Origin of the sequence: Nocardia colli, from assembly GCF_008704205.1 — a bacterium.
GTDB lineage: Bacteria > Actinomycetota > Actinomycetes > Mycobacteriales > Mycobacteriaceae > Nocardia > Nocardia colli.
Window position 1 is genome coordinate 106928 of sequence record NZ_VXLC01000001.1, and the last position, 22876, is coordinate 129803.

A 22876-nucleotide genomic window follows, 5' to 3' on the forward strand; every position below is an offset into this window, starting at 1 on the left:
CCAGTCCTGGACGATTTCCGCTACACCGCAGGGGGGTTGAGGCGGGCGAAGTCGGGGAGGCGGTGGTACGGGTAGTAGGGGTAGGGCGGGGTGGTGGTGCCGGCTTTGTCCAGGCGGGCTATTTGGTCGGTGGTTAGTTCCCAGCCGATGGCGCCTAGGTTTTGGCGGAGTTGGGCCTCGTTGCGGGCGCCGACTATGACGGTGGAGACGGTGGGGCGGCGCAGGAGCCAGTTGAGGGCGATTTGGGGGACGGTTTTGCCGGTTTCGGCGGCCAGGTCGTCGAGGACGTCGACTACGTCGTAGAGCTTTTCGTCGTCGACCGGGGGGCCGGCTTCGGCGGTTCGGTGCAGGCGGCTACCGGCGGGAATGGGTTGGCCGCGACGGATTTTGCCGGTGAGGCGGCCCCAGCCGAGGGGGCTCCAGACGACGGCGCCGACCCCCTGGTCCTGGCCGAGCGGCATGAGTTCCCATTCGTAGTCGCGGCCGACCAGGGAGTAGTACACCTGGTGGGCGACGTAGCGGGTCAGGCCGTGCTTGTCCGCCGCGGCAAGGGATTTCATCAGCTGCCAGCCGGCGAAGTTGGAGGCGCCGAGGTAGCGGATCTTGCCCGCCCGGACCAGATCGTCCAGTGCGGCAACGACTTCCTCGACGGGGGTGCCCGCGTCGAAGGCGTGCAGCTGGAACAGATCGAGGTAGTCGGTGCCGAGCCGGCGCAGCGAGGCCTCGACCGCGCCGATCAGCCGGGCCCGCCCGGAACCGGACTGTGACGGGCCGGGACCGGTGGGCAGCGAGGCCTTGGTGGAGATGAGCAGCTGATCGCGCCGGCCCTTGATGGCCGCACCGAGCACCTCCTCGGAGGCGCCGTCGGAGTAGACGTCGGCGGTGTCGAACATCGTGACACCCGCCTCCAGGCTGATGTCGACCAACCGCCGGGCCTGCTCGGCATCGGTGTCGCCCCAGGCGCTGAACAGTTCTCCCCGTCCGCCGAACGTGCCCGCGCCGAAGCTGAGGGCCGGGACGAGCAGACCTGATGCGCCGAGCCGCCGGTAGTCCATCTTGACTCCTAAAGGGTCTATAGTTCCGTTAACTCGTCGAACGGTACACCCTCTCGGCGCTAAATGAAACTGGAGACCCATTATGACTGAAGACGACGCCGCTCCCGGCTCGGTCCGCCCAGGTGGACGCACGGCGCGCGTCCGCGAGGCCGTGTTGCAAGTGGCCGGGGATCTGCTCGCCGAGCGCGGCTTCGCTCATCTGGATCTCGCCGAGGTCGCCGCCGCCGCCGAGGTCGGCAAGACCACCGTCTACCGCCGCTGGCGCACTCCGACCGGCTTGGTCACCGATCTACTGGTCGACATGGCCGAGCAATCGGTGGCGCATGCCGACACCGGATCGCTGCTCGGCGATCTCACCGCCAATGCCCGCCTGGTCGCGAAGACGCTGACGGATCCGCGGCAGGGCAAGCTCTTTCAGGCCGTCATCGCCGCCGCCACCTGCGACGAGTCGGCCGCCGCCGCGCTACGCCGGTTCTACGATGTCCGGCTCACCGAATGGTCGCCCTGCGTCGACCGCGCCATCGAACGCGGCGAAGCGCCGGCGGGCACCGATGCGCGCGCCGTGCTGTCGGCGGTGTCCGCCCCGCTGTACTACCGCCTGCTGGCCAGCGGCGATCCGATCGATGACCACGCCGCGATCTCGGCCGCCCGCGCCGCCGTCGATGCCGTCACCGCAGGTACGTTCGCCACAGCGGAATCGACGCACGCCTCCTGATGTCCCGCACCGGGATTCGCAGGCGATTCCGGGTGCGCCCGATCAAAAGGCGTGCGGCCGTTGCGCCTACGCGGTCCAGTCGGCGCTGCGACCGGTGAACGCGAGCACGCGGTCGAGCGCGGACGCCTCGGCCGGAACCGGAACCACCGGACCGAAGAGCCCCGGAGTGCCCTCGGGCGGAACACCGTTGAGCATGTCGAGCAGCGTGGCGAGATCATCCGCGGTCGCGCTGAACGGCTGCCCGGTCGCCTTGGCCAGGTCCCATCCGTGCACCACCAGTTCGTCCAACGCGATCCTGGCCATCACCGGCGCCGCCTCACTGACCCCGCCCGCCTCGGTCACGCCGTCCCACGCGCTCGGCTCGCGCCAGGCGCCGACGAGGGCCTTCAGCTGCGCCGGAATGCGTGTGCGCCAATCGCCGGCCAGCGCGCGTTCCGCCCCGATGGACGGCGCGACCGACCCGCCGACCGCCTCCTTGGTCGCGGCCTGCCGGAACGCCTCGGTCAGGTCCACGACATGCGCGAGCAGATCACGCACCGTGGTGTCGGCGCACGGCGACTGCGCGTCGAGCTGATCGTCGGCGATGCGGCAGACCACCGTCTCGAGTGCGGTGGCGGCCGGTTCGAAATCGAAATCCTGATTCATCGGTTCTCCTGAGGGCACGCTGGACGTCTCTGGTTGTACTGACGGCGCGGTGCAGCGGGATTCATCGGTGCGAATCTCGGCGCTCCCCGCGCGCGCTCCGCCGAGCGAATTCACCGGCCTGCCACGGCCGTCCGACGCCGCCCGCGCGACCGCACCGCGACCAACTCGTGACAGCGAAAAGCGCTGGAAAAGAGGACAATTGGTAGATGAAGGGTGATCGAGTGGAGATCGTCGTCGACTTCGGCGACGGGTCTCGCAATTACGAAGTGGTCGCTACCCGAGCCGGGCGGCGAGTCGAAGTGCGCATCGCGCGCGGAGTCGTGGAAGTAACCGAGGTGACCCGAACCGGGACACCTGTGCGGACCGCGCGGTTCATGGCCGGCCGCACACTGGCGCTGGTCGAATTCCCGGCCGACGGAAACGGAGCGCGCGCCGGCGAGTAATTCGACGCCACCGGGTTGCTCACGCATCACACGAGGCGCATGCTCGACGTGCTGGACCTTTGTCCGCCTTGATTACGGCGTGCCGCCGCGGGGTACGCCCTCGACCGAGGCCCACTGCCGAGAGGAGCGCACAATGACCGATCGCAGCACGTCCGACGACCTGTACGCGGTTCCGGAAGCCGACCTCGCCGAGCAGTCGATCCCCGCCTACCCGAGCGACACCGAGTACGCGGACGATCGATCAGACCAGGACGACCCGGAAATAGCCGAAACCTGGAACGCCGACGCGGCAGACGTGATCGAACAATCGATCACGGTCCCCTTCGACGACGAAGCGGACCACGCCTGAACTCAGCGAAAGATCTTGTCAGGGCGCGATCTTCGCCCGCACCGTCGCGTGCAACTCGCGCAGGCTGGATCGCTCGGTAGCCACCTCGAGTACCCGCGTCCCGTGCGCGTTGCCGCCCAGCTCGACCGCCAGCTGCGCGGGATCGACCTGCTTGTGCGGAATCCGATAGGCCGCGCACAACGCGGCCAGATCCATCCCGTGCGGCGTGCCGAAGACCCGCTCGAAGACGCCCGCGTACTGCGGATCGCCCTGCTCGAGCAGCTCGAAGATGCCGCCCCCGTCGTCATTGGCGACCACGATGGTCAGGTCGGCGGGCCGCGGCTCGCCGGGACCGATCAGCAGCCCGGACGCGTCGTGCAGGAAGGTCAGGTCGCCGATCAGCGCGACGGTCCGGCCCTCGTGCCGCAGCGCGGCCCCGACCGCGGTGGACACCGTGCCGTCGATCCCCGCGACCCCGCGGTTGGACAGCACCCGGATGCCCGGCCGCGGATGCGACACCAGGGCCGCGTCCCGCACCGGATTGGACGCGCCGAGCAGCAACTGGTCGCCGTCGCGCAGCGCGTTCATCACGACCGCGGCCACGTGCAGCCCGGTCGGCTTCGGGTGCGCGTCGAGCTCCTCGCGCACCACCTGCTGCGCCTTCGCGTTCAGCTCCCGGCAGTACGCCAGCCACTCCGGACGCGGAGCGCCCGAGGTGACAGCACGGGTTCCGGTGCCGAGCACATTGCCGGAGACATCGGGCCAGCGCGGCCCGGTGGTGAGCGCGTAGACCCGAACCGCCGGATCGGCAAGAACTTTGGACACCTGACGGTGCAGCGTCGGCCGCCCGGTGATGATCGCCTGGCGCGGCCGCAGCAGCGGCAGCGCGAGCGGATGCAGCGCGGGGCCGTGCATGGGCGCGGTGGGTTCGGCGACCGTGGGCAGGTCGGCCAGTTCCGGCCGCAGCCCGGCGCCGTGCCCGGAGATCACGACAGTGTCGGGGGTGAGATCGAGATCGAGCGGCACGTCCAGCGTGGCGTACTGGGTCTTGGTCCACGCCTGATCGTCCGTGCGGCCGTCCGGGGTGAACTCGCCGGGCGCGAGGTTGGGCACCAGCGGTTCGCGCAGCGGGATGTCGAAGTGCACCGGACCCGCGTTGCCGGAACGGGTGCCGCGGGCCGCCGCGAGGACCCGGCACACGGCCGAGCGCCACTGGCTGTTCTGCTGCCCGTAGGCCGCGCAGTCGGCGGTCACGGCTTCTTCCTCGGCCAGCCCGAGGCTGATGGTGGCGCGGACCTGGCTGCCGAACAGCCCGAGCTGTTCCACCGTCTGATTGGCGCCGGAACCGAGCATCTCGTACGGCCGGTTGGCGCTGAGCACGACCAGCGGAATGCGGGCGTAGTTGGCCTCCAGCACGGCCGGGCCGAGATTGGCCACCGCGGTACCCGAGGTCATCACGACGGGCACCGGCAGGCGGCTGGCCACCGACAAACCGATGGCGAGGAAGCCCGCGGTCCGTTCGTCGATGCGCATGTGCAGCCGGATCCGCCCTGCGGCGTCGGCGGCCTGCAGCGCGAAGGCCAGCGGGGCGTTGCGCGAGCCGGGGCACAGGACGACATCCCGCACCCCGCCGCGCGCGAGTTCGTCCACCACGACCTGCGCTTGTGCTGTAGACGGGTTCACGTCTCCAGCCTCTCAGACAGTGGGCCCCACGTCTTCGTCGCCCTGCTCACACCGGGCGGGTCGAACCGGGCCGGCCGGATAGCAGAACGCGCCGCACATCGGAAAGCCCGGCCGCGGGCGGCCGGTCGATGTGCGACGCGTTCGACGTGCACGAGATTTAATTCAGTTGGCGTGCTTCTGAATCAGGTCGCCGACGCGCGGCAGCGCCTCGATGACATTCTTCTTCGCCGACGAACGCATCGACGAGTAGACCTTCTTCAGCGCCGGCCGGGTGGAGGCTTCGGCGCGGGCGTCGGTGACCGACAGGAGTGCCTCGGCGACCTGGTCGGACTTGGCGACCAGCAGATCGCCGAACTTGCCCGACGCTCCCGCTGCGGTGAATTCCTGCCAGAACGGGTCCAGCTGCGCAACGAGTTTGGGCGCCAACGACTCCAGGCCGTCGGGCACGATCGACGGGCTGATCTTCTTGACCGCCGCGTAGCCACCCTTCACTGCCAGGCCGGACGCACCACCCTTGTCCGAGACCTCGGCATCAAGAACCTCGACGGCATCGGCAAGGAAAGCCGGGCGCTTGGCGTCGTCGAGCAGGGATTCAGACAGTGCTGCAACCACTTTCAGGTCCTCCGGAATAGGTTTCGATGAACGAGCAGGCGCAACTATACGCATCCCCGCGCGACTGGTCGCGGCACTCACCGGCTCAAGGCTGCCAGGGCAGCAATTGCACCATCAATCCTTCACAATCTGCGAGCAGATTGCCCTGCTCATCGAGCAATTCGCCGGTGATGAAGGTCTTGCGCCCCTCGATCCGATCGACACGACCGCGCACCGTCAGCGGCGTTTCCAGCGGAGTGATCTTGCGGTAGTTCACATGCAGGAACGCGGTGCGGCTGATCGGCCGGCCGGCGTAGTGCACGATCATGCCGAGCAGTTCGTCGAACAGCAGCGGCAGCACGCCGCCGTGCACCGCGCCGTTGCCGCCGAGGTGGTATCGGCGGAACTCGCCGGTCATCCGGATGCCGTCCGGACCCGCCTCGGCCAGTTGCCACGGCGGCAGCAGAAGGCTTCCGCGGCCGGGCAATTCGACCGCGCGCCCGGCCGGGCCCTGGAGTTCGGGTGCGCGGTGCGGCTCGAGCAGCGCGATGAGTTGTTCGGCCTGAGCGAGCGCGGCGCCGAAGACCTCGTCCGGCGCGTCCACGGAGACCGCGAGATCTTGCAGGGTCCGCATCGCCTCGACGAACGGCCCGAAGTTCGGTCCGATCTTCGCGCGGGACGCCTTAGGAAAGCCCCCGTGCCGTTCATACCGGGACTCGTCCACCGCACTGCGGTCGATAACCGGTTTCACTCGATCACTCATATATGCACGGTAACGCGTTATTTTACACCGTCAAGTGGCAACGTTTCCGCACGCAGCTCGAGCCGAGTCAGAGCCGAGGGCAATAATCACTGGGGTGACGTTCAATCCGAAGTTGTGGCGACCCGTCCCCGGGTTCGAGAACCTGACCGACATCACCTACCACCGGCACATCGAACAGGGCACGGTCCGTGTCGCTTTCGATCGTCCCGAGGTGCGCAATGCGTTTCGCCCGCATACGGTCGACGAACTCTATCGGGCCCTGGACCACGCACGGATGACCTCGGACGTCGGCGCGGTGCTCATCACCGGCAACGGCCCGAGCGAGAAGGACGGCGGCTGGGCCTTCTGCTCCGGCGGCGACCAGCGCATCCGCGGCCGCAACGGCTACCAGTACGCCAGCGGTGACACCGCGGACACCGTCGACCAGGCCCGCGCGGGCCGGCTGCACATCCTCGAGGTGCAGCGGCTGATCCGGTTCATGCCCAAGGTGGTCATCGCGCTGGTGAACGGCTGGGCCGCGGGCGGCGGGCACAGCCTGCACGTGGTCTGCGACCTCACCCTGGCCAGCCGCGAGCACGCCCGGTTCAAGCAGACCGACGCCGACGTGGGCAGCTTCGACGGCGGCTACGGCAGCGCCTACCTGGCGAAGATGGTGGGCCAGAAGTTCGCCCGCGAGATCTTCTTCCTCGGCCGCCCGTACACCGCCGAGGAGATGCACCAGATGGGCGCGGTGAACAAAGTCGTCGATCACGCCGAACTGGAAAACGTCGCGCTGGAATGGACCGCCGACATCAACGGCAAATCCCCACAGGCCCAACGCATGTTGAAGTACGCGTTCAACCTGCTCGACGACGGACTGGTCGGCCAGCAGCTCTTCGCCGGCGAGGCGACCCGGATGGCCTACATGACCGACGAGGCCGTCGAGGGCCGGGATTCGTTCCTGGAGAAGCGCAAGCCCGACTGGACCCCCTACCCCTGGTATTTCTGACATGGACATTCTCAGCAGCCGGATCATTCTGCGCCCGGCCGACTACGAGCGGACGCTCGGTTTCTATCGCGACGGGCTCGGCTTGGCCATCGCGCGGGAGTATCCGGGCGGCACCGTTTTCTTCGCTGGACAGTCGCTGATCGAGGTCGCCGCGCACGGCGGATCGGGCACGCCGTCCACGTTCGACGGCGCCATCTGGCTCCAGGTCCGCGACGTCGCGGACGCGGCGGCGGAGCTCGCCTTGCAGGGCATCCGCATCGATCGGACGCCGGTGCAGGAGCCGTGGGGACTGATCGAAATGTGGGTTCGCGACCCGGACGGGGTGCCGATCGTGGTCGTCGAGGTGCCGTCGGATCACCCGATCCGGCGCGATACCCGCAGGTCGAAAGACTGACATCGGCTTCGCCCCGGCAACCGGGCGGCGGAGCCGAGTTGCCAAGGGCGGCCACGGCGAGGACGATAGCGCTCGGATGGCCCCCGACCGCCGATGTCCGGCCCGGCCACCGTGCGTAACCCGTCCGACGAGTGAATCGCAGTCTCGATGCCTGGCGTACCTGAGCCCCATTTCCCGGGGGTGGCCGTACCTGTCTCGCGCCACCCCAGCAAACCGACCACCCGTTCCGCGTTCGGCGACGCGGCCATGACACGATCGCTACCGTGAGCAAGCGCAGTGGGCGAGCCGTAGGCACAGCGCCTCTGGGAACGATGGGGCCGAACGGCGAGGTGGAGTCGTGACTGTTCCGCGAGTGGCGGGGGTCGGCACCGGGGTGAGATCGTGAGGGAGCGCAGCGAGCGAACCAAGGGCACAGCGTCCCGAGGAACGACGGAACCGAGCGCCAGCGAGGTGGAGTCGTGAGTCGCACTCTTCGTACGTTGCCTATGCCGACCGGTTCCGGTGCCGGCGAGGTACTTCCGCACCTGCGCGAAGCGCTGGAGGGCAACGGCCCCGCGTGGCTGCCGATCCCGACCAGCGACCGGCGCGAGGCCCGGCGCCTCAGCGACGCCCTCGCCCCCGGCGAGACCATCGATGACGACGTCGCCCTCGTGGTGACCACCTCCGGCACCACCGGCGTGCCCAAGGGCGCGATGCTGAGCGCCGCCGCGCTGCGGGCCAGCGGCACCGCCACCCACGACCGGCTCGGCGGACCGGGCAGCTGGCTGCTCGCCCTGCCGACGCACCACATCGCGGGCATTCAGGTGCTGCTGCGCAGCATCCTGGCCGGCACCCAGCCCACCATCCTCGACGTCTCCGGCGGCTTCCTGCCCGAGGCGCTGGCCGGCGCGGTCTCCGGCATGCGCGGCGAGCGGCGCTACACCGCGCTGGTGCCGACCCAGCTGATCAAGGCGCTCGACGCGCCCGTCGCCGCGGCGGCGCTGGCCCAGCTGGACGGCGTCCTGGTCGGCGGTGCGGCCACCCCGCTGCCGGTCTACGAACGCGCGAAAGCGGCCGGTATCAACGTCGTTCGCACCTACGGCATGAGCGAGACCTGCGGCGGCTGCGTCTACGACGGCATCCCGCTGGACGGCACGCAGATCCGCATCGAGGACGGCCGGGTGCTGCTCGGCGGCGCGATGATCGCCTCCGGCTACCGCGGCCAACCGGACAACCCCGCCTTCGCCGAGCCCGGCTGGTTCCGCACCGAGGACGCCGGCACCTTCACCGACGGCAGGCTCAGCATCACCGGCCGGCTCGACGAGGCCATCATGACCGGCGGTCTGCTGGTGATCCCGCAGGTCGTCGAGGCCGTGCTGATGAACCACCCGGCCATCCGCGAATGCGTGGTGCTCGGCCTGCCGGACGAACGCCTCGGCCAGCGCGTCGCGGTCGTGGTGGTCCCCGCCCCCGGCGCCACCCCCACCCTCGACGAACTGCGCGAACACGTAGTCGCCGAACTGGATTCGATCGCCGCCCCGCGCGAACTCACCCTGGTCGACGAGATCCCCATGCGCGGCCCGGGCAAGCCCGACCGCACCAAGCTCCGGGAGAACCTGCTCGCCGATTCGACGCACTGACGCCGGTCGGCGACGGCGTCATCGTCGTGCAAGGACCGTGCAAGAAGCGTGCCGCACAGTCATCCCCATGACTTCTTTCACACCCACTTCAGCACTCGCCGTAGAGGCGGACGGGCTGGTCAAGGTGTTCGGGGAACAGCGCGCCGTCGATGGTGTGAGCCTGGCGGTGCCGCAAGGCTCGGTGTACGGCGTGCTCGGACCGAACGGCGCGGGCAAGACCACGACCATCAAGATGCTCGCCACCCTGCTTCGCCTGGACGGCGGCAGTGCCCGCATCTTCGGCCACGACGTGGTCGCCGAACCGACGGCCGTGCGGTCGCTGGTCGGCGTCACCGGGCAGTACGCCTCGGTCGACGAGGACCTGTCCGCCACCGAGAACCTGATCCTGTTCTCCCGCCTGCTCGGCCTCAGCCGCACCGACGCCCGGCGCAAGTCGGTCGAACTGCTCGAGGAATTCGACCTGACCGAGGCGGCGACCAAGCCGCTCAAGAACTTCTCCGGCGGCATGCGGCGCCGGCTCGATCTGGCCGCCAGCCTGATCGCGACCCCGCCGCTGCTGTTCCTCGACGAGCCGACCACCGGCCTGGACCCGCGCACCCGCGCCCAGATGTGGGAGACCATCCGCAGGCTGGTCCGCGAGGGCGCCACGGTGCTGCTCACCACGCAGTACCTGGACGAGGCCGACCAGCTCGCCGACCGGATCGCGGTGATCGACCACGGCAAGGTGATCGCCGACGGCACCGCCGACGAACTCAAGGCCTCGGTCGGCGGCTCCTCGCTGCACCTGACCCTGGTCGACCGGGATCAGCTCGACGAGGCCCGCCGCATCGTCAGCGAGTTCCTCGATGCCGAGGCCGTGATCACGCCCGAGGCCGGCCGGCTCACCGCACCGCTGCAGGATGCCGACCTGACCGCCGACCTGCTGATTCGCCTGCGCGAGCGGCGGATCGGCCTCGACGAGATCACCGTCAGCAAGCCGAGTCTCGACGAGGTCTTCCTCACCATCACCGGTCGCCCGGCCGACGACACCGACACCGAAAGGAGCGCGGCATGACCACGATCACCGCCCCCGCCCCCGCCCGCAGGGCCGCGCCCGTCAACATTCCCGAGGTCAGCAACCACATCAGCCTGCGCAGGTCGATCGAGACCTCGTTCACCATGGCCTACCGCGGCCTGCTGAAGATCAAGCACAACCCGGAGCAGCTGTTCGACGTCACCGTGCAGCCGATCCTGTTCACCGCGTTGTTCGCCTTCATCTTCGGCGGATCGATCGGCGGGTCCGTGCACGACTACCTGCCGACCCTGATTCCCGGCATCCTGGTGCAGACGGTGATCCTGACCTCGGTCGTCACCGGCACCCAGTTGCGCGAGGACATGGACAAGGGCGTCTTCGACCGGTTCAAATCCCTGCCGATCGCCCGCATTTCGGCGCTGGCCGGCGCGCTGATCGCCGACATGGTGCGCTACACCATCGCCACGGTGCTCACCGTGGTGGTCGGCCTGTGCCTCGGCTACCGGCCCGGCGGCGGCTTCGCCGGCGTCGTGGTCGCCGGACTGGTGATCATCGTGTGCTCGTTCGCGGTCAGCTGGATCTGGGCGCTGGTCGGCGTCACCGGCAAGAGTGCCTCTGGCGTGCAGGGCATTTCGATGATGATCATGTTCCCGCTGACCTTCATGTCCGGCGCGCTGGCCCCGGTCAGCAAGATGCCGGGCTGGCTGCAGGGCCTGAACCACGTGAACCCGGTCTACTACATGGTGAACGCGGCCCAGGACCTGATGAACAGCAACATCTACGGCAGCAACCTGGCCTGGTCGTTGATCGGTTCGGCCGTGGTGATCGCGGTCTTCGCCCCGCTCGGGGTGAAGGCGTACATGCGCCGGGCGTGAGCACCGAATACCGATGAGGGACAACGCGACGCCGGTCGGCCGATGGGTCGACCGGCGTTGCTGTGTGCCTGTCAGAGTTCGTCGCGCAACTCGCCCAGGATCTGCATGATCCGATCGACCGAATCCCTCCGGCGCGTCCGCCCCACCTTCGCCCTGACCTCGGCCAACGGGCCTGCGCCGAGCCGCCGGTCGACCACCTCGGCCTGGGTAGACCAGCGCATCGACGGAAAGTCCTGACGGCAGAAGGCATTCGGCGCCAATGCGAACAGCTCCAGGCCGCGGCCCAGCTGCTGTCCGGTAGCGATCAGATACAGCCCGACCGTGGCGGCGACGGCGCCGACCTGCGGCAGATCCTGGAACTGCGCCATCGTCGGCAGCACGAGCTCGACCAGGTTCTTGGCCAGGTCGTCGGTGGTATCCAACGCATCGTGCAGCACGCGCGCGGACAATACGGCGGCACCGAGCATCAGCCCGCTCGGCCCGGGGTTCGCGTCGTCGTCCGGCCAGCCGGACAGCTCCAGGGCTCGTTGGTAGCGGTCGAGCCCGCCCTCGATATCCCCCTCGGCGAGCGAGGCCTCGGCGGAACTCTGCATGATCGTGGCCAGCAGATGATTCTTCCCGCCCACCACGCCGTCGAGGTGCGACGATTCGAACGCGAGCGCCAATTCGCGGCGGGCCTCGCTCAGGCGCCCGGCACCGAGCAGCGACGCGACCAGCATGGCCCGGGTCTCGACGGTGTCCTCGTAGGCGCCCAGCCGTTGCAGCATGCCGAGTGCGCGGCGGTAGTGGACGACGGCTCGCTCGTATTCGGCGATCTGGCCGTACACCTGGCCGAGATGCCTGCACACCATGGCCACACTCCAGACATTGTCCCCGCCGAGAATGTCCAGCGCGTGCACCGCGTCCACCGTCGAACCCCGCACGTCGCCGAGGTTCTCCTTGATATTCGCCCGCAACAGCAATGCGGTGGAACGGGTTTCGGGATCCTTCGCCCGGACCGAATGCGCGATGTAGCGCGCGAGCCCCCGGCCGTCGGAGCGGGTCAGCACGATATGGCCGACGAAGCGGTTGGCTTCGCTGAGATCGGTTCTGCTGCGCAGCAATCGGCGAACCCTGGTGCGCAGCCGCGCGAGGTCACGCGGGTCCGCCCGGCTGAAGACCAGGTGCATGAACATTGTCTGATAGCTCATCAACACCAGGTCGCCGGGTGGCGCGTCCGGTCCGGTGTCGGCCGGGTGGAGTTCGGCGATCCGGGGCGCCCAGGCGATCACCTCCAGGTGTGAACCGCGCAGCACCCACAGCATGCTGATCACCGGGAACACCGTGTACGCGGTATCGGCGTCGCGGCGTTCGAGCGCATGGCGCAGTGCCGCGAGCAGATTGTCCAGCTCGGTGGCCACCGACAGGGCCAGCTCCACCTGATCACCGGTGAGGTAGCGGGCCGCCGCGGCGCCGCAATAGTTCTTGGCCCACAACATCAATCGCTCGGCCATCAGGTCGGACTCGGCCGGGCAGGCGGCCAGCTGTTCGTCGCCGTATTCGCGCACCGTCTCCAGCATGCGGTAGCGGGTGCCGAGGACCTCGTCGTCGAGCAGGGTGAGCAGCGACTGGTTCACCAGACCGTCGACCGCCGCCGCGACGTCGGTGACCTCCGGCCCGCTGACCACCGCCTCGGCGGCGGACAGCGTGAAACCCGCTGGGAATCGGCACAATCGGCGCAAGGCCACCTGCTGCGGGGCGTCCAGCAGATTCCAGCTCCAGTCGATCACCGCGTGCAGGGTGCGGTGCCGTTCCGGCGAACTACGATCACCGTGGCGCAGCAGCGCGAACCGATCCGTCAACCGCAGATTGATCTCCTCGACGCTCATCACCCGGACCCGCGCGGCGGCGAGTTCGATGGCCAAGGGCAAGCCGTCGAGGGTGTGACACAGCTGAGCGACGGTCTCGGGATCGAGCCGGACACCGGGGCGTACCGATCTGGCCCGCGTTGCGAACAGTTCAGTCGCGGGCGACCCCGCGGCGTCGATGGTCAACGGCGGCAACGGATATACCGCCTCGGCGGTGATCATCAGCGGCGCTCGGCTGGTGGTCAGCACGGTCAGCAGATCGGCAACGCCGATCAGATCGGCGACCACGACCGCGACGGCGTCGATCAGGTGCTCACAGTTGTCCAGGACGAGCGTCATCGGACGCGAGGCGACGGCGTTGCGCAGGCGCTGCCGGCCGGCCGCCACGACCTCGCGATTGCGCAGAGCGGACGCCGCCCCTAGCGACGACGTGTCGCTCAGGCCGAGCACCGCGCTGATCGCGGCCTCGATCTCGACGACGATGTCGTTGTCCTCCGCGCGGATCGATGCCAGCTCCACCAGCACCACCGAGCGGGTGCGGGCCAGCCGCGCACCGACCTCGTTGGCGATCCGCGTCTTGCCGGACCCGCCGGGGCCGAGCACCGTGACCACCCGCGAGGTGCGCAGCAGCTCGTCGAGCGCGGTCAGGTCGCCCTCGCGGCCCAGTAGCGCGTTGGGCGCGGCGCGCAGCCCGATCGCCGCAGGCAGGGCGAAATCCGTTTTCGCGCTGAGCCTTTCGGCGTCGCCGTGACCGGCCGGGATGGCCGCACCGCTGGCCTGCGCAGCCGCGGCAGCCGCCATCCGGTCGAGCGGTTCTCCGCGCAGGATCGCGGTATTCAACTCGACCAGCGCCGGACCGGGATCCGCGCCGAGCTGATCGGCCAGCCGAGATCGGAAGGCGGCGAACGACTCCAGCGCCTCGTTGGGCCGCCCGGCCAGGGCGAGCAACCGCATCAGGGTGTGCTGAGCGGGCTCGTCCAGCGGGTTCGAACCGGCCTGGAATCGGGCGATCCGCAGTGCGCCGTCGAGGTCGCCGGTCGCCTCGCGGGCCGCGAGTTCGAGTGCGTCCAGTTCGGCGAGCAGGCCGGTGGCCGTCGTGTTCAGCGCGTCGGCCACTTCGCCCGGCGGCAGATCCGCGCCGGGCTCGCCGCGCCACAGCGCCCGCGCCCGCGCGATCGTGTCCAGGCAGTGCGCGTTATCGCCGGCGGTCTGGCACTCGCGGGCTTGGCGGACCAGGCCGGCGACGAGCATCAGATCCACCCGCTCGGCGGGCAGGGTCAGGCGGTAACCGGCCGGGCCGATCTCCAGCGCGCCGTCCGGCAGCGCGGACCGTAGCCGGGACACCTGGGTGTGCAGCGCGTTCATCGGCGCACGCGGCGGCTGCTCGCCCCACACGTCATCGATCAGCGACTGCGCGCTGCGGCTGCGGCCGGGATGCAGGGCCAAGGCGGCGAGCAGTAGCCTGGACCGGGCGCCGGGCAGCGCGGTCAGCGCGCCGTCTCGGCGCAGCGCGATCTCGCCCAGCAGGGCGACCACGACCGGTTCACCTGCGGGCGCCCGCACCACTTGACCGCGACCGTTCGGGCCGCCTTGTTCCGACAACATCCCGCGGTAATCGTATGCGAGCAGGGCTGGTCGAGCCGACATGGTTTTTTACCCCATTTCCGGTGGTCGGTCGCCTACGCTGTCCGCATGGCTGAGTTCGAAGTGGTCCGGCAGGCCGTGATCTCGGCCGAGCCGTCGCGTATCCACGGGTTGATCGACAACCTGCACGAGTGGACGAAATGGTCCCCCTGGGAGGACCTCGACCCGCAGTTGCAGCGCACCTACACGGGCCCGGACGCCGGCATCGGCGCCAAATACGCCTGGGTCGGCAACCGTAAGGCCGGTGCGGGCAGCATGGAGGTCGTCGCCAGCGCCGATCGCGAGATCGGCATCGAGCTGGTCTTCGAGAAGCCGTGGAAGGCCACCAATCAGGTGCTGTTCGAGCTGAATCCGACCGAGTCCGGCGCCACCGAGGTGGTCTGGCGGATGACCGGGGAACAGCAGGGCCTGATGAAGGTGCTGTCCAAGATCCTGCCGACCGACAAGCTGGTCGGCAAGGACTTCGAGAAGGGCCTGGCTCGGTTGAAGGCGGTCGCGGAGGCCGACGGGCGCTGAGCGGCCGATGTCCGGCCGCGACACTATGCTGCGGGGATGGCTACAGCAGCGCAATGGATCGAGGGCGCACGTCCACGCACCCTGCCGAACGCAATCGCCCCTGTCCTCGCGGGCACCGGCGCCGCCGCCTCGCTCGACGGCGCCGTGTGGTGGAAAGCCGTTCTCGCGCTGCTGGTTTCGCTGGCCCTGATCATCGGCGTCAACTTCGCCAACGACTACTCCGACGGCATTCGCGGCACCGACGACGTACGGGTCGGCCCGGTGCGGTTGGTCGGGCAGAAGCTGGCCTCGGCCGCCGCGGTGCGCAATGCCGCGATCGCGAGCCTGGGCATCGCCGCGGTGGTCGGCCTGGTGCTGGCCGCGACGACGGCCTGGTGGTTGCTGCTGGTCGGCGTGGCCTGCCTGGCCGGCGCCTGGTTCTACACCGGCGGCAGTAAGCCCTACGGCTACAGCGGCTTCGGCGAGATCGCGGTGTTCGTGTTCTTCGGCCTGGTCGGCGTGCTCGGCACCGAGTTCGTGCAGGCGGAGCAGATCGACTGGGCCGGTGTGGTGCTGGCCGTCTCGGTCGGCGCGTTCTCCAGCGCGGTGCTGGTGGCGAACAACCTGCGCGACATCCCGACCGACTCGCAGTCCGGAAAGGTCACCCTGGCCGTCAAACTGGGCGACCCGCGGACCAGGACGCTGCAACTCGCGCTGCTCGCGGTCCCGTTCATCGGCACCCTGCTGCTGGTGGCCCGCACCCCGTTCGCGCTGGTCGGCCTGCTGGCCATTCCGCTCGCGGTGCGGGCCAACGCGCCGGTCCGCGCCGGTAAGGGCGGCCTGGAACTCATTCCGGCGCTGCGCGACTCCGGCCTCGCGATGCTCGCCTGGTCGGCGCTCACCGCGTTGGCCATCAGCTTCGTCTGAGCCGGCCGCGCGAGCTAGTCGTCGCCGTCCGGGACCAGGATGCCGAGGACCCAGTTGACGATCGAGACGATCAGGCCGCCGATCACCGCGGCCCAGAAGCCGTCGACCCGCAGGCCGTAGTCGGTGGTCTCGGTGATCTTCGCGGTCAGCCACAGCATGAGCGCGTTGATCACCAGCAGGAACAGGCCGAGGGTGACGATCACCAGCGGCAGCGAGAGCAGCTTGACGATCGGCTTGACCAGCGCGTTCACCACGGTGAACACCGCGGCGACGGCAAGCACGACGAGCACCTTGCCGACATTGCCGTTGTCCGCCGGACTGATGATGTCGATCTTGTCGACCCAGGCGGCGGCCAGCCAGATGGCCACCCCGTTGATGATCAACCGAATCAGAAGCTGCATGCGCCCATGCTAAGGCGGTGAGGCGGACATGTGTCGACTCGAAACGCGATTCGCGACCGCCCCGCCGACCCATGTCCACCGGCTCAAGCCGCGCGATCGAGCAGCGCGTGCACCTTGGGCCGCAGGTCGTGGACCGACTGCGAGCCGCCGAGCAGGCGCACGGTGGTCTGATTGGGCGCGCGCAGGATGCCGAGCAGCACGTGCCCGGATTCGATGGTCTTGTCCTTGCGGGCCAGGGCTTCCCGCAGGGACAGCTCGAGCACCTTCTTCGAGTCATTGGTGAACGGGATGTGGCCGTAATTGCCGCCCCGCCCCCAGCCGAACGGGCTGCGCCTGCCCTCCGGAATCGCGCGATCGAGCGCGTCCTCGCCGAAGCTCGCCTCCAGCGACTCGCGCACGGCGTCGAGATCGATGCCGATCGAGCGCAACGCCTCGGCGTCCTCCTCCCCCAGCGGTTCGCTGCCCAGGGCATCGCCTTTCCGCTGTGCCGCCAGCGTGCTCATCACGCCCGCGTGAGTGACGCCCGCGTCGGCCAGCAGCGCCTTCAGCTCGTCCTCGCTCTGCGACAGCAGGCCGAGCAGCACGTGCTCGACCTCGATGGTCGACGACCGCAGTTCCCGCGCGTCCTCCTGGGCCAGCACGATGGCCTTGCGCGCCGTCTTGGTGAACCGTTCGAACATCAGCGGTTCCTGCCTCTCTGATTGTGCTTCTGGTGGGCTGCCTGCTTGCTGACCTCGAGTGCTTCGGCGATCTGCTGCCATGACCAGCCCTGTTCGCGGGCATTGGCCACCTGGATCGCTTCCAGCCGTTCGAGCAGCCGCCGCAGGGCGAGTACCGCGCGCAACCCGACCTTGGGGTCGGGGCTGCCCGCGGCGGCCGCCAGAGTGGTTGCTTCTGTCATGCCGTCAATTTTGATTGACGCGACGGGTAGTTGTCAACAGAAATTGACGACGGCGTTGTTCGCGCTCGGCGAAGAAGCACGAAGGCCACCTTCGCCCGGGTGCTAGGTCCCGGATGAAGGTGGCCTTCGATCGGTCAGGCGGCGGGGTGCGGTCAGCCCGTCCACTCGCCGGTGGCGACGAACTTGTCCAGGATCGCGGTCGGCTCGACCAGGCTCATCCCCTGCAATTCGACCCAGGCATCGTCGAAATACGTTCCGGCATAACGATCTCCGCCGTCACACAGCAGCGTCACCACGCTGCCGCCGCGACCCGCGGCGAGCATCTCGGCGATGATCGCGAACACGCCCCACAGATTGGTGCCGGTGGAACCGCCCACCCGGCGGCCGAGGACCTTGCTCGCATACCGTGCTGCCGCAATGGATCCCGCGTCCGGCACGCCGATCATCCGATCGACCACCTGGCCGACGAACGACGGCTCCACCCGCGGGCGGCCGATTCCTTCGATGCGCGAAGACATTCCGGTCTCGTAGCCGGAGTCGGCGGTCTCGTAGCCGCCGTAGAACGCCGAGTTCTCCGGGTCCACCACGGCCAATTTCGTTGCGTGCCTGCGGTATCGGATGTAGCGCCCGATGGTCGCACTGGTGCCGCCGGTGCCCGCGCCGACCACCACCCACTCCGGCACCGGGTGCGTCTCCAAAGTCATTTGCTCGAAGATGGATTCGGCGATGTTGTTGTTGCCGCGCCAGTCGGTGGCGCGCTCGGCATGGGTGAACTGATCCATGTAGTGCCCGCCGCACTCGGCGGCCAGCCGGGCCGCCTCGGTGTACATCTCGGGTGGGCGCCGCACGAAATGACAACGGCCGCCCTGCGCTTCGATCAGCGCGATCTTCTGCGGCGAGGTGCTGGCCGGCATCACCGCGACGAAATCCAGGCCGAGCAGCTTGGCGAAATACGCCTCGCTGACCGCGGTCGAGCCGGACGACGCCTCCACCACCGTGGTGCCCTCGGTGACCCAGCCGTTGCAGATCGCGTACAGGAACAGCGACCGGGCCAGCCGGTGCTTGAGGCTGCCGGTGATGTGGGTGGATTCGTCCTTCAGATAGAGCTGGACGTTCCACGCGACGGGCAGCGGGTACCGGATCAGGTGGGTGTCGGCGCTGCGCTGGGCGTCGGCGTCGATCAAGCGCACCGCGTTATCGACCCAGTCGCGCGGGGTGCTGCGATCACAGGACTTCACGATGCCCCCTGATTGTCCCCAGGCGTCTCGCCGCGCAGCCGGGCCCGCAATTGGGCCTTGTCGTGCCTGCGGCGTTCGTCCACCACCGCGATGTCCTCGTTGACCCGCACGCGCAGGCGCTTGAACAGCGTCAGCGAGAGCGGCATGGCGATGATCAGTGCGAACAAAGCGGCCACCACCAGCGGAATGTCCACTTTCACCAGCCGCGCGACCAGCACGATCAGCACGGTGATCAGCACGACCAGGACCAACCTGGCCACGGTGTACAGACCGAGGTTGCGGGCGAGCCGGCGGCCCGCGCCAGCGGTTTGCTGTCCAGGAACACCATCTGGTGGAGTTGCGTCACTCACGCCGCTCAGCCTATGCGAAGCTGTTGCCCGCCCTCGGCGCGCGCCCGTTGCCGAGGTCGGGAGCATATCCGATTTGTCTATTACTTCCCCTTTACCAACAGTAGGTGGTTCGAGTACCTAGGGGTTTCAGTGCAACGATGTCGCCATCTGATGAGGGAACTGTCGAGAACGGAGAGGTTTGCTATGAGTGCGATCACCGTCGGCGGCCAGGACACCCTGCTGACACCAGGGCAGGTTGCTGCCATGTTCCACGTCGATCCCAAGACGGTCACCCGCTGGGCCCATGCCGGACGTCTCGGGTCGTTGCGCACACCGGGCGGACACCGCCGGTTCCGCGAATCAGAGGTAATGCAGCTGCTCAAGTCGCTCACCACCGAGGCGACCGCACGCTGACTGCGGGCCGCGCGGGCCCATCGTGCCGGGGCCCGCGCCCACCCGGCGTACCGATTTCACGTCAGCGGTGTGCGCGAGCTACGCACGGGACTACCCTCGTAACCAGGAGGTGAGCGACGTGACGTACTTGTTGGCACTCATCGCGGTCGTGGCAGTCGCGGTGCTGTGCTGGAAGGCGTTCGGCCCCGAGAGAACTGCCGGACCGACCGCTACCCGCACGCGATCACCGCAACGCAAGCGCGTCGTCGGACCCGACGACGACCCCGAGTTCCTCTGGCGGCTATCCCGCCAGCACCGCAACGGAGACTCCGACTCCACCGAGCGCTGAGCGCCCGGCCCGGATCCCGCTCCTGCGGCTCACATCTCACCATCGGCGTAGTTGCGCGCGTGCAGACCCTCGCTCGCGCGCAGTCGATTCGCGAGCATCGCCAGATAGTGCTGCGCCTCCACGGAGAGCCCGGCGGCCGCCTGCACCAGCTTGCGCAATCCGCTGTCGTTCAACTGCTCGACCAAACTCCCGTCCGCGTCGACCACCGCAGCCGGGAGATAGGTGAAGTAATCGGAATCCAAGAGCCCGTCTCCTCAACCGTTTGTGCGCCGGATAGACGCATCGCATATAGACAGGACACGGCGTTTCGCCGAACGGCACGCCGCATGGTGCGTGATCTGCACCACTTTTGTGAATCTCGCTATCGCCCGAGAGGCAAAGTGACGCCGGTTACTTTTTCCCGAAAGGGCTATTGAGCCGAACTTATTCCGGTGCAGCCACGCTGAACATCTCACGCGGGCAGCGGGTTCCACCCGGCGGTACGCTCCGCTGCCGCCGACAAGGCGTTAGCCGAGCTAACTATCAGTTTGCGGCCGGCCATGGTTGCTTCGTCGTCACCGGCAAAGCCCAGGCCGATCGATCGCGAACGACCACCCGCCGGATCCGAGCCGAACCCGTTGACGCCCTGGATAATTCCGACCGGTCCGCCCCGAATAATCGAAACCAGAAGGTATTTTAGAGCAAAGTTTTGCGGCATTTACCGCGCGTCACGCACCGGCACTGTGTAGCCTCGGGAATTCTTGAGCCCCGGATATGACAAGTGGTGACGCGGTGATCGGTGTTGACGGCTGTCTGGAACGCATCATGAACATCCCCGGCGCGCGCAGCGCGATCCTGGTGGATGGCGCGAGCGGGCTGGCGATCGCCGCGGCGGGCCGGCACGACGTGGTCGACCAGCACGAGGGCGCGGCCGCCACCACCGACGTGATGCGCGCGGTGCTCGACTGCCCCGCGCTGACCACCGGCCGCGACGACGAGGACCTCACCGAGCTGATCGTCTGCGGTACCAACGGATTTCATCTACTGAATCCGTTGCCCGGCGACTTCGACGGCCGGCTTTTCATTCATGTCCTATTCGACGACGCCGCCGGGAATTTGGCGATGGCGCGATTCCAGCTCCGTGGAATTCTCGCCGAATTCGTCGGGCCAGGTCATGAGCGGTGAACTGACGGAAGAACTTTCACGACTCGAAATCGAGAAGCGTACCGGCGTACTGTTTCTCGGCGACGGCGCGTTCCAGCTCACCGAGGGAACGATCACCTCGGCGGACTGCCTGCGCACCAGCGGCCTGGCCCGGCTCGTCCTGGAGGCCGGCGTGGCCACCGAGGCGGACTGGCGGCGCGCCGAGGCCGGCGAGGCCGACCGCCTGCTGGCTTCACCCCAGCTGGAAACCCTTGCGCTGCTTTCGGTTTTCGATGCCGCCTACTTCCTGCTCGCGTCCCCGGCGGTCCCCGAATTCCGGCCCGCGCCACCGCATTGGCTCGCCGCGATCTGCCGGGTCACCCCGCATGTACTCGTGCAGGAGTGCGCGCGGCGCGGCGATCCCGAGTCCACGCCCTGGCCAGCGCAATTGGTCGATCGCGCACCCGTCGTGCCGGTGCGCCGGGGCAGGCGGCGGCGCGTCGTCCTCACCGGCGGCCAAGCCGAGGTGCTCGCCGCCGCCGACACCCGGCGCAGCGTCACCGGAATCGGCGACCATCTCGGCCGGACCACCTATGGGTGCCTGGTCGCGGTGCGCGAACTGACCGCGGCCGGGCTCATCGAACCGCCTGCCCCGGCCGTGCCCGCCGAGCCGCCACCCGCCCCGGTGACGGCCGGTCCGCCCCGTCGACGCCGGCCGCGACCGCCCGCCCCGGCGCCGGACGCGGACCGCTGGAAACCCGACGCCGACTTACTCGTTCGCCTACGGGCGGCTTTGGAGGATGCGTGACCGCGCGGAAGAAACTGCTCGGCGAACTGATGGGAAGGTTGACCAAGGTGTCGATATCCGCACCTGAACCGAACGCGGCGGTGCTCGCGGAGCTCAAGGCGCTACGCGAGCGCGTCCCCCGGCTGACCGGCACGCTGGTGGCCTCCGGCGACGGACTGCTCGTCGCGCACGACCTGCCCGCGCATATCGAACCCGCAGGCATGGCCGCGCTGGCCGCCGCGCAGCTCTCGCTGTCCTACCGGCTGGTGAGCACCGCGAACGGCGGCGGATTCCACGAGGTCGTGGTGCACGGCACCGAGGGGCACGTGGTCGTCTACGCCGCGGGCTGGACCTCGCTGACCGTCCTGGCCGGCCCCGAGGTGAACGTCGGCCGCCTGCATCTGGAATCCCGGCCGGTGGCCCGCACGATCGCCGATCAGATGGCGAGCATCGCCCACCGCGGCAACGACCAGGCAACGAAATCCGAATGAAAGGAACAGACATGTCCAACCTGGATCTGTCACTGAAGGACATGATGGTGATCGACGGCGCACTCGGCGCCGCCGTCGTCGACTACAACAGCGGCATGGCGCTCGGCACCCTCGGCAGTTCCAAGGCGCTGGACCTCCAGGTCGCCGGCGCGGGCAACACCGAGGTCGTGCGCGCCAAAATGCGCACCATCGAACAGCTCGGGCTCACCGACACCATCGAGGACATCCTCATCACCCTGTCCGGCCAGTACCACATCATCCGCCCGATGACCGGCCGAAAAGCCAAGGGCCTGTTCCTCTACCTCGCCTTGGACCGCAACCGCGCCAACCTCGCCCTCGCCCGGCACCGCCTCAAGGGCATCGAAGAAGACCTAGAGGTCTGACCCGTCGGCGCCGCGTGCCATCGCCTGGGTGGCACCAGCGCCCGAATTCGGCAGCCCCGCAACCGCTCTCGATCGCGACGCGCGGCTGCCGTCTTCGGTTGCGAATGGCGCGCCCCTGCCCCGGCCATGCTTTCCATTGCCCGGGAAAAGCTTTCGGGATGGGCAGGCTGAATCAGTTCAGGCCGGCGTAGCTGTGCAGGCCGCTGATCACCATGTTGATGATGAAAATGGTTCTCGGCGTTTGCTGTCGACGGCTGCGGACGGAGACGGCGCCGACCAGCGCATGTACCCGTTGCGAACGTTGATCCTGTTGGGCAGCATCAACGCTGCTGCGTACTTTCTGCGTACCGTGCGTGCGCCTCGTGGTGGCTAGCCGTAGCTGTACGCCTGCGTCGGCGTCCGGCACACATCGACCGTAATACGCCGAAAGGGTCTGCACCTGATGGTGCAGACCCTTT

At 68.5% G+C, this 22876-nt stretch carries 30 protein-coding genes; 16 read left to right on the forward strand and 14 right to left on the reverse strand.

Going from position 1 to position 22876, the window contains the following annotated elements; genetic code table 11:
- Positions 1-20 precede the first annotated feature (20 nt).
- The gene (locus F3087_RS00535) at positions 21-1055 is read right to left on the reverse strand and encodes an aldo/keto reductase (protein ID WP_150399772.1); all 1035 of its coding nucleotides are present in this window, start codon (positions 1053-1055) and stop codon (positions 21-23) included.
- An 82-nt stretch (positions 1056-1137) separates the two neighbouring features.
- Here F3087_RS00535 and F3087_RS00540 point away from each other — a divergent pair, with 82 nt between their 5' ends.
- Positions 1138-1770 (forward strand): TetR-like C-terminal domain-containing protein, encoded by a 633-nt coding sequence (locus F3087_RS00540; RefSeq protein ID WP_150399773.1) that lies wholly within the window; start codon positions 1138-1140, stop codon positions 1768-1770.
- A 66-nt stretch (positions 1771-1836) separates the two neighbouring features.
- On the opposite strand, the gene F3087_RS00545 is transcribed toward F3087_RS00540, so the two are convergent.
- The gene (locus F3087_RS00545; RefSeq protein ID WP_150399774.1) at positions 1837-2415 is read right to left on the reverse strand and encodes a TIGR03086 family metal-binding protein; all 579 of its coding nucleotides are present in this window, start codon (positions 2413-2415) and stop codon (positions 1837-1839) included.
- Positions 2416-2621: 206 nt separating this feature from the next.
- Here F3087_RS00545 and F3087_RS00550 point away from each other — a divergent pair, with 206 nt between their 5' ends.
- A complete protein-coding gene (locus tag F3087_RS00550) occupies positions 2622-2858 on the forward strand; it encodes a hypothetical protein (RefSeq protein WP_150399775.1) in 237 nt (78 codons plus the stop codon).
- 133 nt (positions 2859-2991) lie between these two features.
- Entirely contained in the window at positions 2992-3207 is a 216-nt protein-coding gene (locus F3087_RS00555) for a hypothetical protein (RefSeq protein WP_150399776.1), read from the forward strand.
- Positions 3208-3225: 18 nt separating this feature from the next.
- Here the strand turns inward: F3087_RS00555 and menD are convergent, their stop codons facing one another.
- The 3 genes from menD to F3087_RS00570 all read right to left on the reverse strand — a co-directional run bounded on the left by menD (position 3226) and on the right by F3087_RS00570 (position 6223).
- The gene (gene menD, locus F3087_RS00560) at positions 3226-4869 is read right to left on the reverse strand and encodes a 2-succinyl-5-enolpyruvyl-6-hydroxy-3-cyclohexene-1-carboxylic-acid synthase (RefSeq protein WP_150399777.1); all 1644 of its coding nucleotides are present in this window, start codon (positions 4867-4869) and stop codon (positions 3226-3228) included.
- Between the two features lie 162 nt (positions 4870-5031).
- Positions 5032-5481 carry a DUF6918 family protein gene (locus F3087_RS00565; RefSeq protein WP_150400817.1) on the reverse strand — a complete coding sequence of 150 codons (450 nt, stop codon included), beginning with the start codon at positions 5479-5481 and terminating at the stop codon, positions 5032-5034.
- Between the two features lie 85 nt (positions 5482-5566).
- Positions 5567-6223 (reverse strand): PaaI family thioesterase, encoded by a 657-nt coding sequence (locus tag F3087_RS00570; protein ID WP_150399778.1) that lies wholly within the window; start codon positions 6221-6223, stop codon positions 5567-5569.
- Between the two features lie 94 nt (positions 6224-6317).
- Between F3087_RS00570 and F3087_RS00575 the strand changes: the two genes are divergently transcribed.
- From F3087_RS00575 to F3087_RS00595, 5 genes are all read left to right on the forward strand, one after another.
- The gene (locus F3087_RS00575) at positions 6318-7211 is read left to right on the forward strand and encodes a 1,4-dihydroxy-2-naphthoyl-CoA synthase (protein WP_150399779.1); all 894 of its coding nucleotides are present in this window, start codon (positions 6318-6320) and stop codon (positions 7209-7211) included.
- A gap of 1 nt (position 7212) precedes the next feature.
- Positions 7213-7605, forward strand: coding sequence for a VOC family protein (locus F3087_RS00580; RefSeq protein WP_150399780.1), 393 nt, complete (start codon positions 7213-7215; stop codon positions 7603-7605).
- Positions 7606-8090: 485 nt separating this feature from the next.
- The gene (menE, locus tag F3087_RS00585; RefSeq protein ID WP_150400818.1) at positions 8091-9224 is read left to right on the forward strand and encodes an o-succinylbenzoate--CoA ligase; all 1134 of its coding nucleotides are present in this window, start codon (positions 8091-8093) and stop codon (positions 9222-9224) included.
- A 67-nt stretch (positions 9225-9291) separates the two neighbouring features.
- Positions 9292-10278 carry an ATP-binding cassette domain-containing protein gene (locus F3087_RS00590; protein ID WP_150399781.1) on the forward strand — a complete coding sequence of 329 codons (987 nt, stop codon included), beginning with the start codon at positions 9292-9294 and terminating at the stop codon, positions 10276-10278.
- Positions 10275-11111 (forward strand): ABC transporter permease, encoded by an 837-nt coding sequence (locus F3087_RS00595; protein ID WP_150399782.1) that lies wholly within the window; start codon positions 10275-10277, stop codon positions 11109-11111. The genes F3087_RS00590 and F3087_RS00595 overlap by 4 nt, the downstream gene beginning before the upstream one ends.
- Before the next feature lie 71 nt (positions 11112-11182).
- Here F3087_RS00595 and F3087_RS00600 read toward each other — a convergent pair whose 3' ends face one another.
- A complete protein-coding gene (locus F3087_RS00600; protein ID WP_150399783.1) occupies positions 11183-14563 on the reverse strand; it encodes an AfsR/SARP family transcriptional regulator in 3381 nt (1126 codons plus the stop codon).
- 87 nt (positions 14564-14650) lie between these two features.
- Here F3087_RS00600 and F3087_RS00605 point away from each other — a divergent pair, with 87 nt between their 5' ends.
- A complete protein-coding gene (locus F3087_RS00605; RefSeq protein WP_150399784.1) occupies positions 14651-15118 on the forward strand; it encodes an SRPBCC family protein in 468 nt (155 codons plus the stop codon).
- Positions 15119-15154: 36 nt separating this feature from the next.
- On the forward strand, positions 15155-16024 hold the full coding sequence (locus F3087_RS00610; protein ID WP_150399785.1) for a 1,4-dihydroxy-2-naphthoate polyprenyltransferase: 870 nt from the start codon (positions 15155-15157) through the stop codon (positions 16022-16024).
- 14 nt (positions 16025-16038) lie between these two features.
- Here F3087_RS00610 and F3087_RS00615 read toward each other — a convergent pair whose 3' ends face one another.
- From F3087_RS00615 to F3087_RS00635, 5 genes are all read right to left on the reverse strand, one after another.
- A complete protein-coding gene (locus F3087_RS00615; RefSeq protein WP_150399786.1) occupies positions 16039-16425 on the reverse strand; it encodes a phage holin family protein in 387 nt (128 codons plus the stop codon).
- Positions 16426-16508: 83 nt separating this feature from the next.
- Complete coding sequence (locus F3087_RS00620; protein WP_150399787.1) at positions 16509-17105, reverse strand: Clp protease N-terminal domain-containing protein; 597 nt, start codon at positions 17103-17105, stop codon at positions 16509-16511.
- Positions 17105-17326, reverse strand: a complete 222-nt coding sequence (locus F3087_RS00625) for a helix-turn-helix domain-containing protein (RefSeq protein ID WP_150399788.1) — start codon at positions 17324-17326, stop codon at positions 17105-17107. The genes F3087_RS00620 and F3087_RS00625 overlap by 1 nt, the downstream gene beginning before the upstream one ends.
- A gap of 152 nt (positions 17327-17478) precedes the next feature.
- A complete protein-coding gene (locus F3087_RS00630) occupies positions 17479-18564 on the reverse strand; it encodes an L-cysteine desulfhydrase Cds1 (protein ID WP_150399789.1) in 1086 nt (361 codons plus the stop codon).
- Positions 18561-18914 (reverse strand): DUF4229 domain-containing protein, encoded by a 354-nt coding sequence (locus F3087_RS00635; protein ID WP_150399790.1) that lies wholly within the window; start codon positions 18912-18914, stop codon positions 18561-18563. Before F3087_RS00635 ends, F3087_RS00630 begins: the two co-directional genes overlap by 4 nt.
- A 183-nt stretch (positions 18915-19097) precedes the next feature.
- Here F3087_RS00635 and F3087_RS00640 point away from each other — a divergent pair, with 183 nt between their 5' ends.
- On the forward strand, positions 19098-19307 hold the full coding sequence (locus F3087_RS00640) for a BldC family transcriptional regulator (protein ID WP_040739417.1): 210 nt from the start codon (positions 19098-19100) through the stop codon (positions 19305-19307).
- A 118-nt stretch (positions 19308-19425) separates the two neighbouring features.
- Positions 19426-19635 (forward strand): hypothetical protein, encoded by a 210-nt coding sequence (locus F3087_RS00645; protein ID WP_150399791.1) that lies wholly within the window; start codon positions 19426-19428, stop codon positions 19633-19635.
- A 29-nt stretch (positions 19636-19664) separates the two neighbouring features.
- Here the strand turns inward: F3087_RS00645 and F3087_RS00650 are convergent, their stop codons facing one another.
- Positions 19665-19877, reverse strand: coding sequence for a hypothetical protein (locus F3087_RS00650; RefSeq protein WP_150399792.1), 213 nt, complete (start codon positions 19875-19877; stop codon positions 19665-19667).
- 209 nt (positions 19878-20086) lie between these two features.
- The gene (locus F3087_RS00655) at positions 20087-20332 is read right to left on the reverse strand and encodes a hypothetical protein (RefSeq protein WP_150399793.1); all 246 of its coding nucleotides are present in this window, start codon (positions 20330-20332) and stop codon (positions 20087-20089) included.
- A 74-nt stretch (positions 20333-20406) separates the two neighbouring features.
- Between F3087_RS00655 and F3087_RS00660 the strand changes: the two genes are divergently transcribed.
- The 4 genes from F3087_RS00660 to F3087_RS00675 are packed head-to-tail and all read left to right on the forward strand — an operon-like array spanning position 20407 to position 22418.
- On the forward strand, positions 20407-20799 hold the full coding sequence (locus F3087_RS00660) for a hypothetical protein (RefSeq protein WP_191093720.1): 393 nt from the start codon (positions 20407-20409) through the stop codon (positions 20797-20799).
- Positions 20789-21565, forward strand: coding sequence for a hypothetical protein (locus F3087_RS00665; RefSeq protein WP_150399794.1), 777 nt, complete (start codon positions 20789-20791; stop codon positions 21563-21565). The genes F3087_RS00660 and F3087_RS00665 overlap by 11 nt, the downstream gene beginning before the upstream one ends.
- The gene (locus F3087_RS00670; RefSeq protein WP_223884754.1) at positions 21562-22035 is read left to right on the forward strand and encodes a roadblock/LC7 domain-containing protein; all 474 of its coding nucleotides are present in this window, start codon (positions 21562-21564) and stop codon (positions 22033-22035) included. Before F3087_RS00665 ends, F3087_RS00670 begins: the two co-directional genes overlap by 4 nt.
- Positions 22036-22046: 11 nt before the next feature.
- Positions 22047-22418 (forward strand): hypothetical protein, encoded by a 372-nt coding sequence (locus F3087_RS00675; RefSeq protein WP_150399795.1) that lies wholly within the window; start codon positions 22047-22049, stop codon positions 22416-22418.
- Between the two features lie 172 nt (positions 22419-22590).
- On the opposite strand, the gene F3087_RS00680 is transcribed toward F3087_RS00675, so the two are convergent.
- A complete protein-coding gene (locus tag F3087_RS00680) occupies positions 22591-22824 on the reverse strand; it encodes a hypothetical protein (RefSeq protein WP_150399796.1) in 234 nt (77 codons plus the stop codon).
- Positions 22825-22876 lie beyond the last annotated feature (52 nt).

Bases quoted from the DNA above. Each gene is read 5' to 3' on its own strand.
- F3087_RS00535 (WP_150399772.1), bottom strand. From the start codon at position 1,055: ATGGACTACCGGCGGCTCGGCGCATCAGGTCTGCTCGTCCCGGCCCTC.
- F3087_RS00540 (WP_150399773.1), top strand. From the start codon at position 1,138: ATGACTGAAGACGACGCCGCTCCCGGCTCGGTCCGCCCAGGTGGACGC.
- F3087_RS00545 (WP_150399774.1), bottom strand. From the start codon at position 2,415: ATGAATCAGGATTTCGATTTCGAACCGGCCGCCACCGCACTCGAGACG.
- F3087_RS00550 (WP_150399775.1), top strand. From the start codon at position 2,622: ATGAAGGGTGATCGAGTGGAGATCGTCGTCGACTTCGGCGACGGGTCT.
- F3087_RS00555 (WP_150399776.1), top strand. From the start codon at position 2,992: ATGACCGATCGCAGCACGTCCGACGACCTGTACGCGGTTCCGGAAGCC.
- F3087_RS00570 (WP_150399778.1), bottom strand. From the start codon at position 6,223: ATGAGTGATCGAGTGAAACCGGTTATCGACCGCAGTGCGGTGGACGAG.
- F3087_RS00580 (WP_150399780.1), top strand. From the start codon at position 7,213: ATGGACATTCTCAGCAGCCGGATCATTCTGCGCCCGGCCGACTACGAG.
- menE (WP_150400818.1), top strand. From the start codon at position 8,091: ATGCCGACCGGTTCCGGTGCCGGCGAGGTACTTCCGCACCTGCGCGAA.
- F3087_RS00590 (WP_150399781.1), top strand. From the start codon at position 9,292: ATGACTTCTTTCACACCCACTTCAGCACTCGCCGTAGAGGCGGACGGG.
- F3087_RS00595 (WP_150399782.1), top strand. From the start codon at position 10,275: ATGACCACGATCACCGCCCCCGCCCCCGCCCGCAGGGCCGCGCCCGTC.
- F3087_RS00600 (WP_150399783.1), bottom strand. From the start codon at position 14,563: ATGTTGTCGGAACAAGGCGGCCCGAACGGTCGCGGTCAAGTGGTGCGG.
- F3087_RS00605 (WP_150399784.1), top strand. From the start codon at position 14,651: ATGGCTGAGTTCGAAGTGGTCCGGCAGGCCGTGATCTCGGCCGAGCCG.
- F3087_RS00610 (WP_150399785.1), top strand. From the start codon at position 15,155: ATGGCTACAGCAGCGCAATGGATCGAGGGCGCACGTCCACGCACCCTG.
- F3087_RS00615 (WP_150399786.1), bottom strand. From the start codon at position 16,425: ATGCAGCTTCTGATTCGGTTGATCATCAACGGGGTGGCCATCTGGCTG.
- F3087_RS00620 (WP_150399787.1), bottom strand. From the start codon at position 17,105: ATGTTCGAACGGTTCACCAAGACGGCGCGCAAGGCCATCGTGCTGGCC.
- F3087_RS00625 (WP_150399788.1), bottom strand. From the start codon at position 17,326: ATGACAGAAGCAACCACTCTGGCGGCCGCCGCGGGCAGCCCCGACCCC.
- F3087_RS00640 (WP_040739417.1), top strand. From the start codon at position 19,098: ATGAGTGCGATCACCGTCGGCGGCCAGGACACCCTGCTGACACCAGGG.
- F3087_RS00655 (WP_150399793.1), bottom strand. From the start codon at position 20,332: ATGCCGCAAAACTTTGCTCTAAAATACCTTCTGGTTTCGATTATTCGG.
- F3087_RS00665 (WP_150399794.1), top strand. From the start codon at position 20,789: ATGAGCGGTGAACTGACGGAAGAACTTTCACGACTCGAAATCGAGAAG.
- F3087_RS00675 (WP_150399795.1), top strand. From the start codon at position 22,047: ATGTCCAACCTGGATCTGTCACTGAAGGACATGATGGTGATCGACGGC.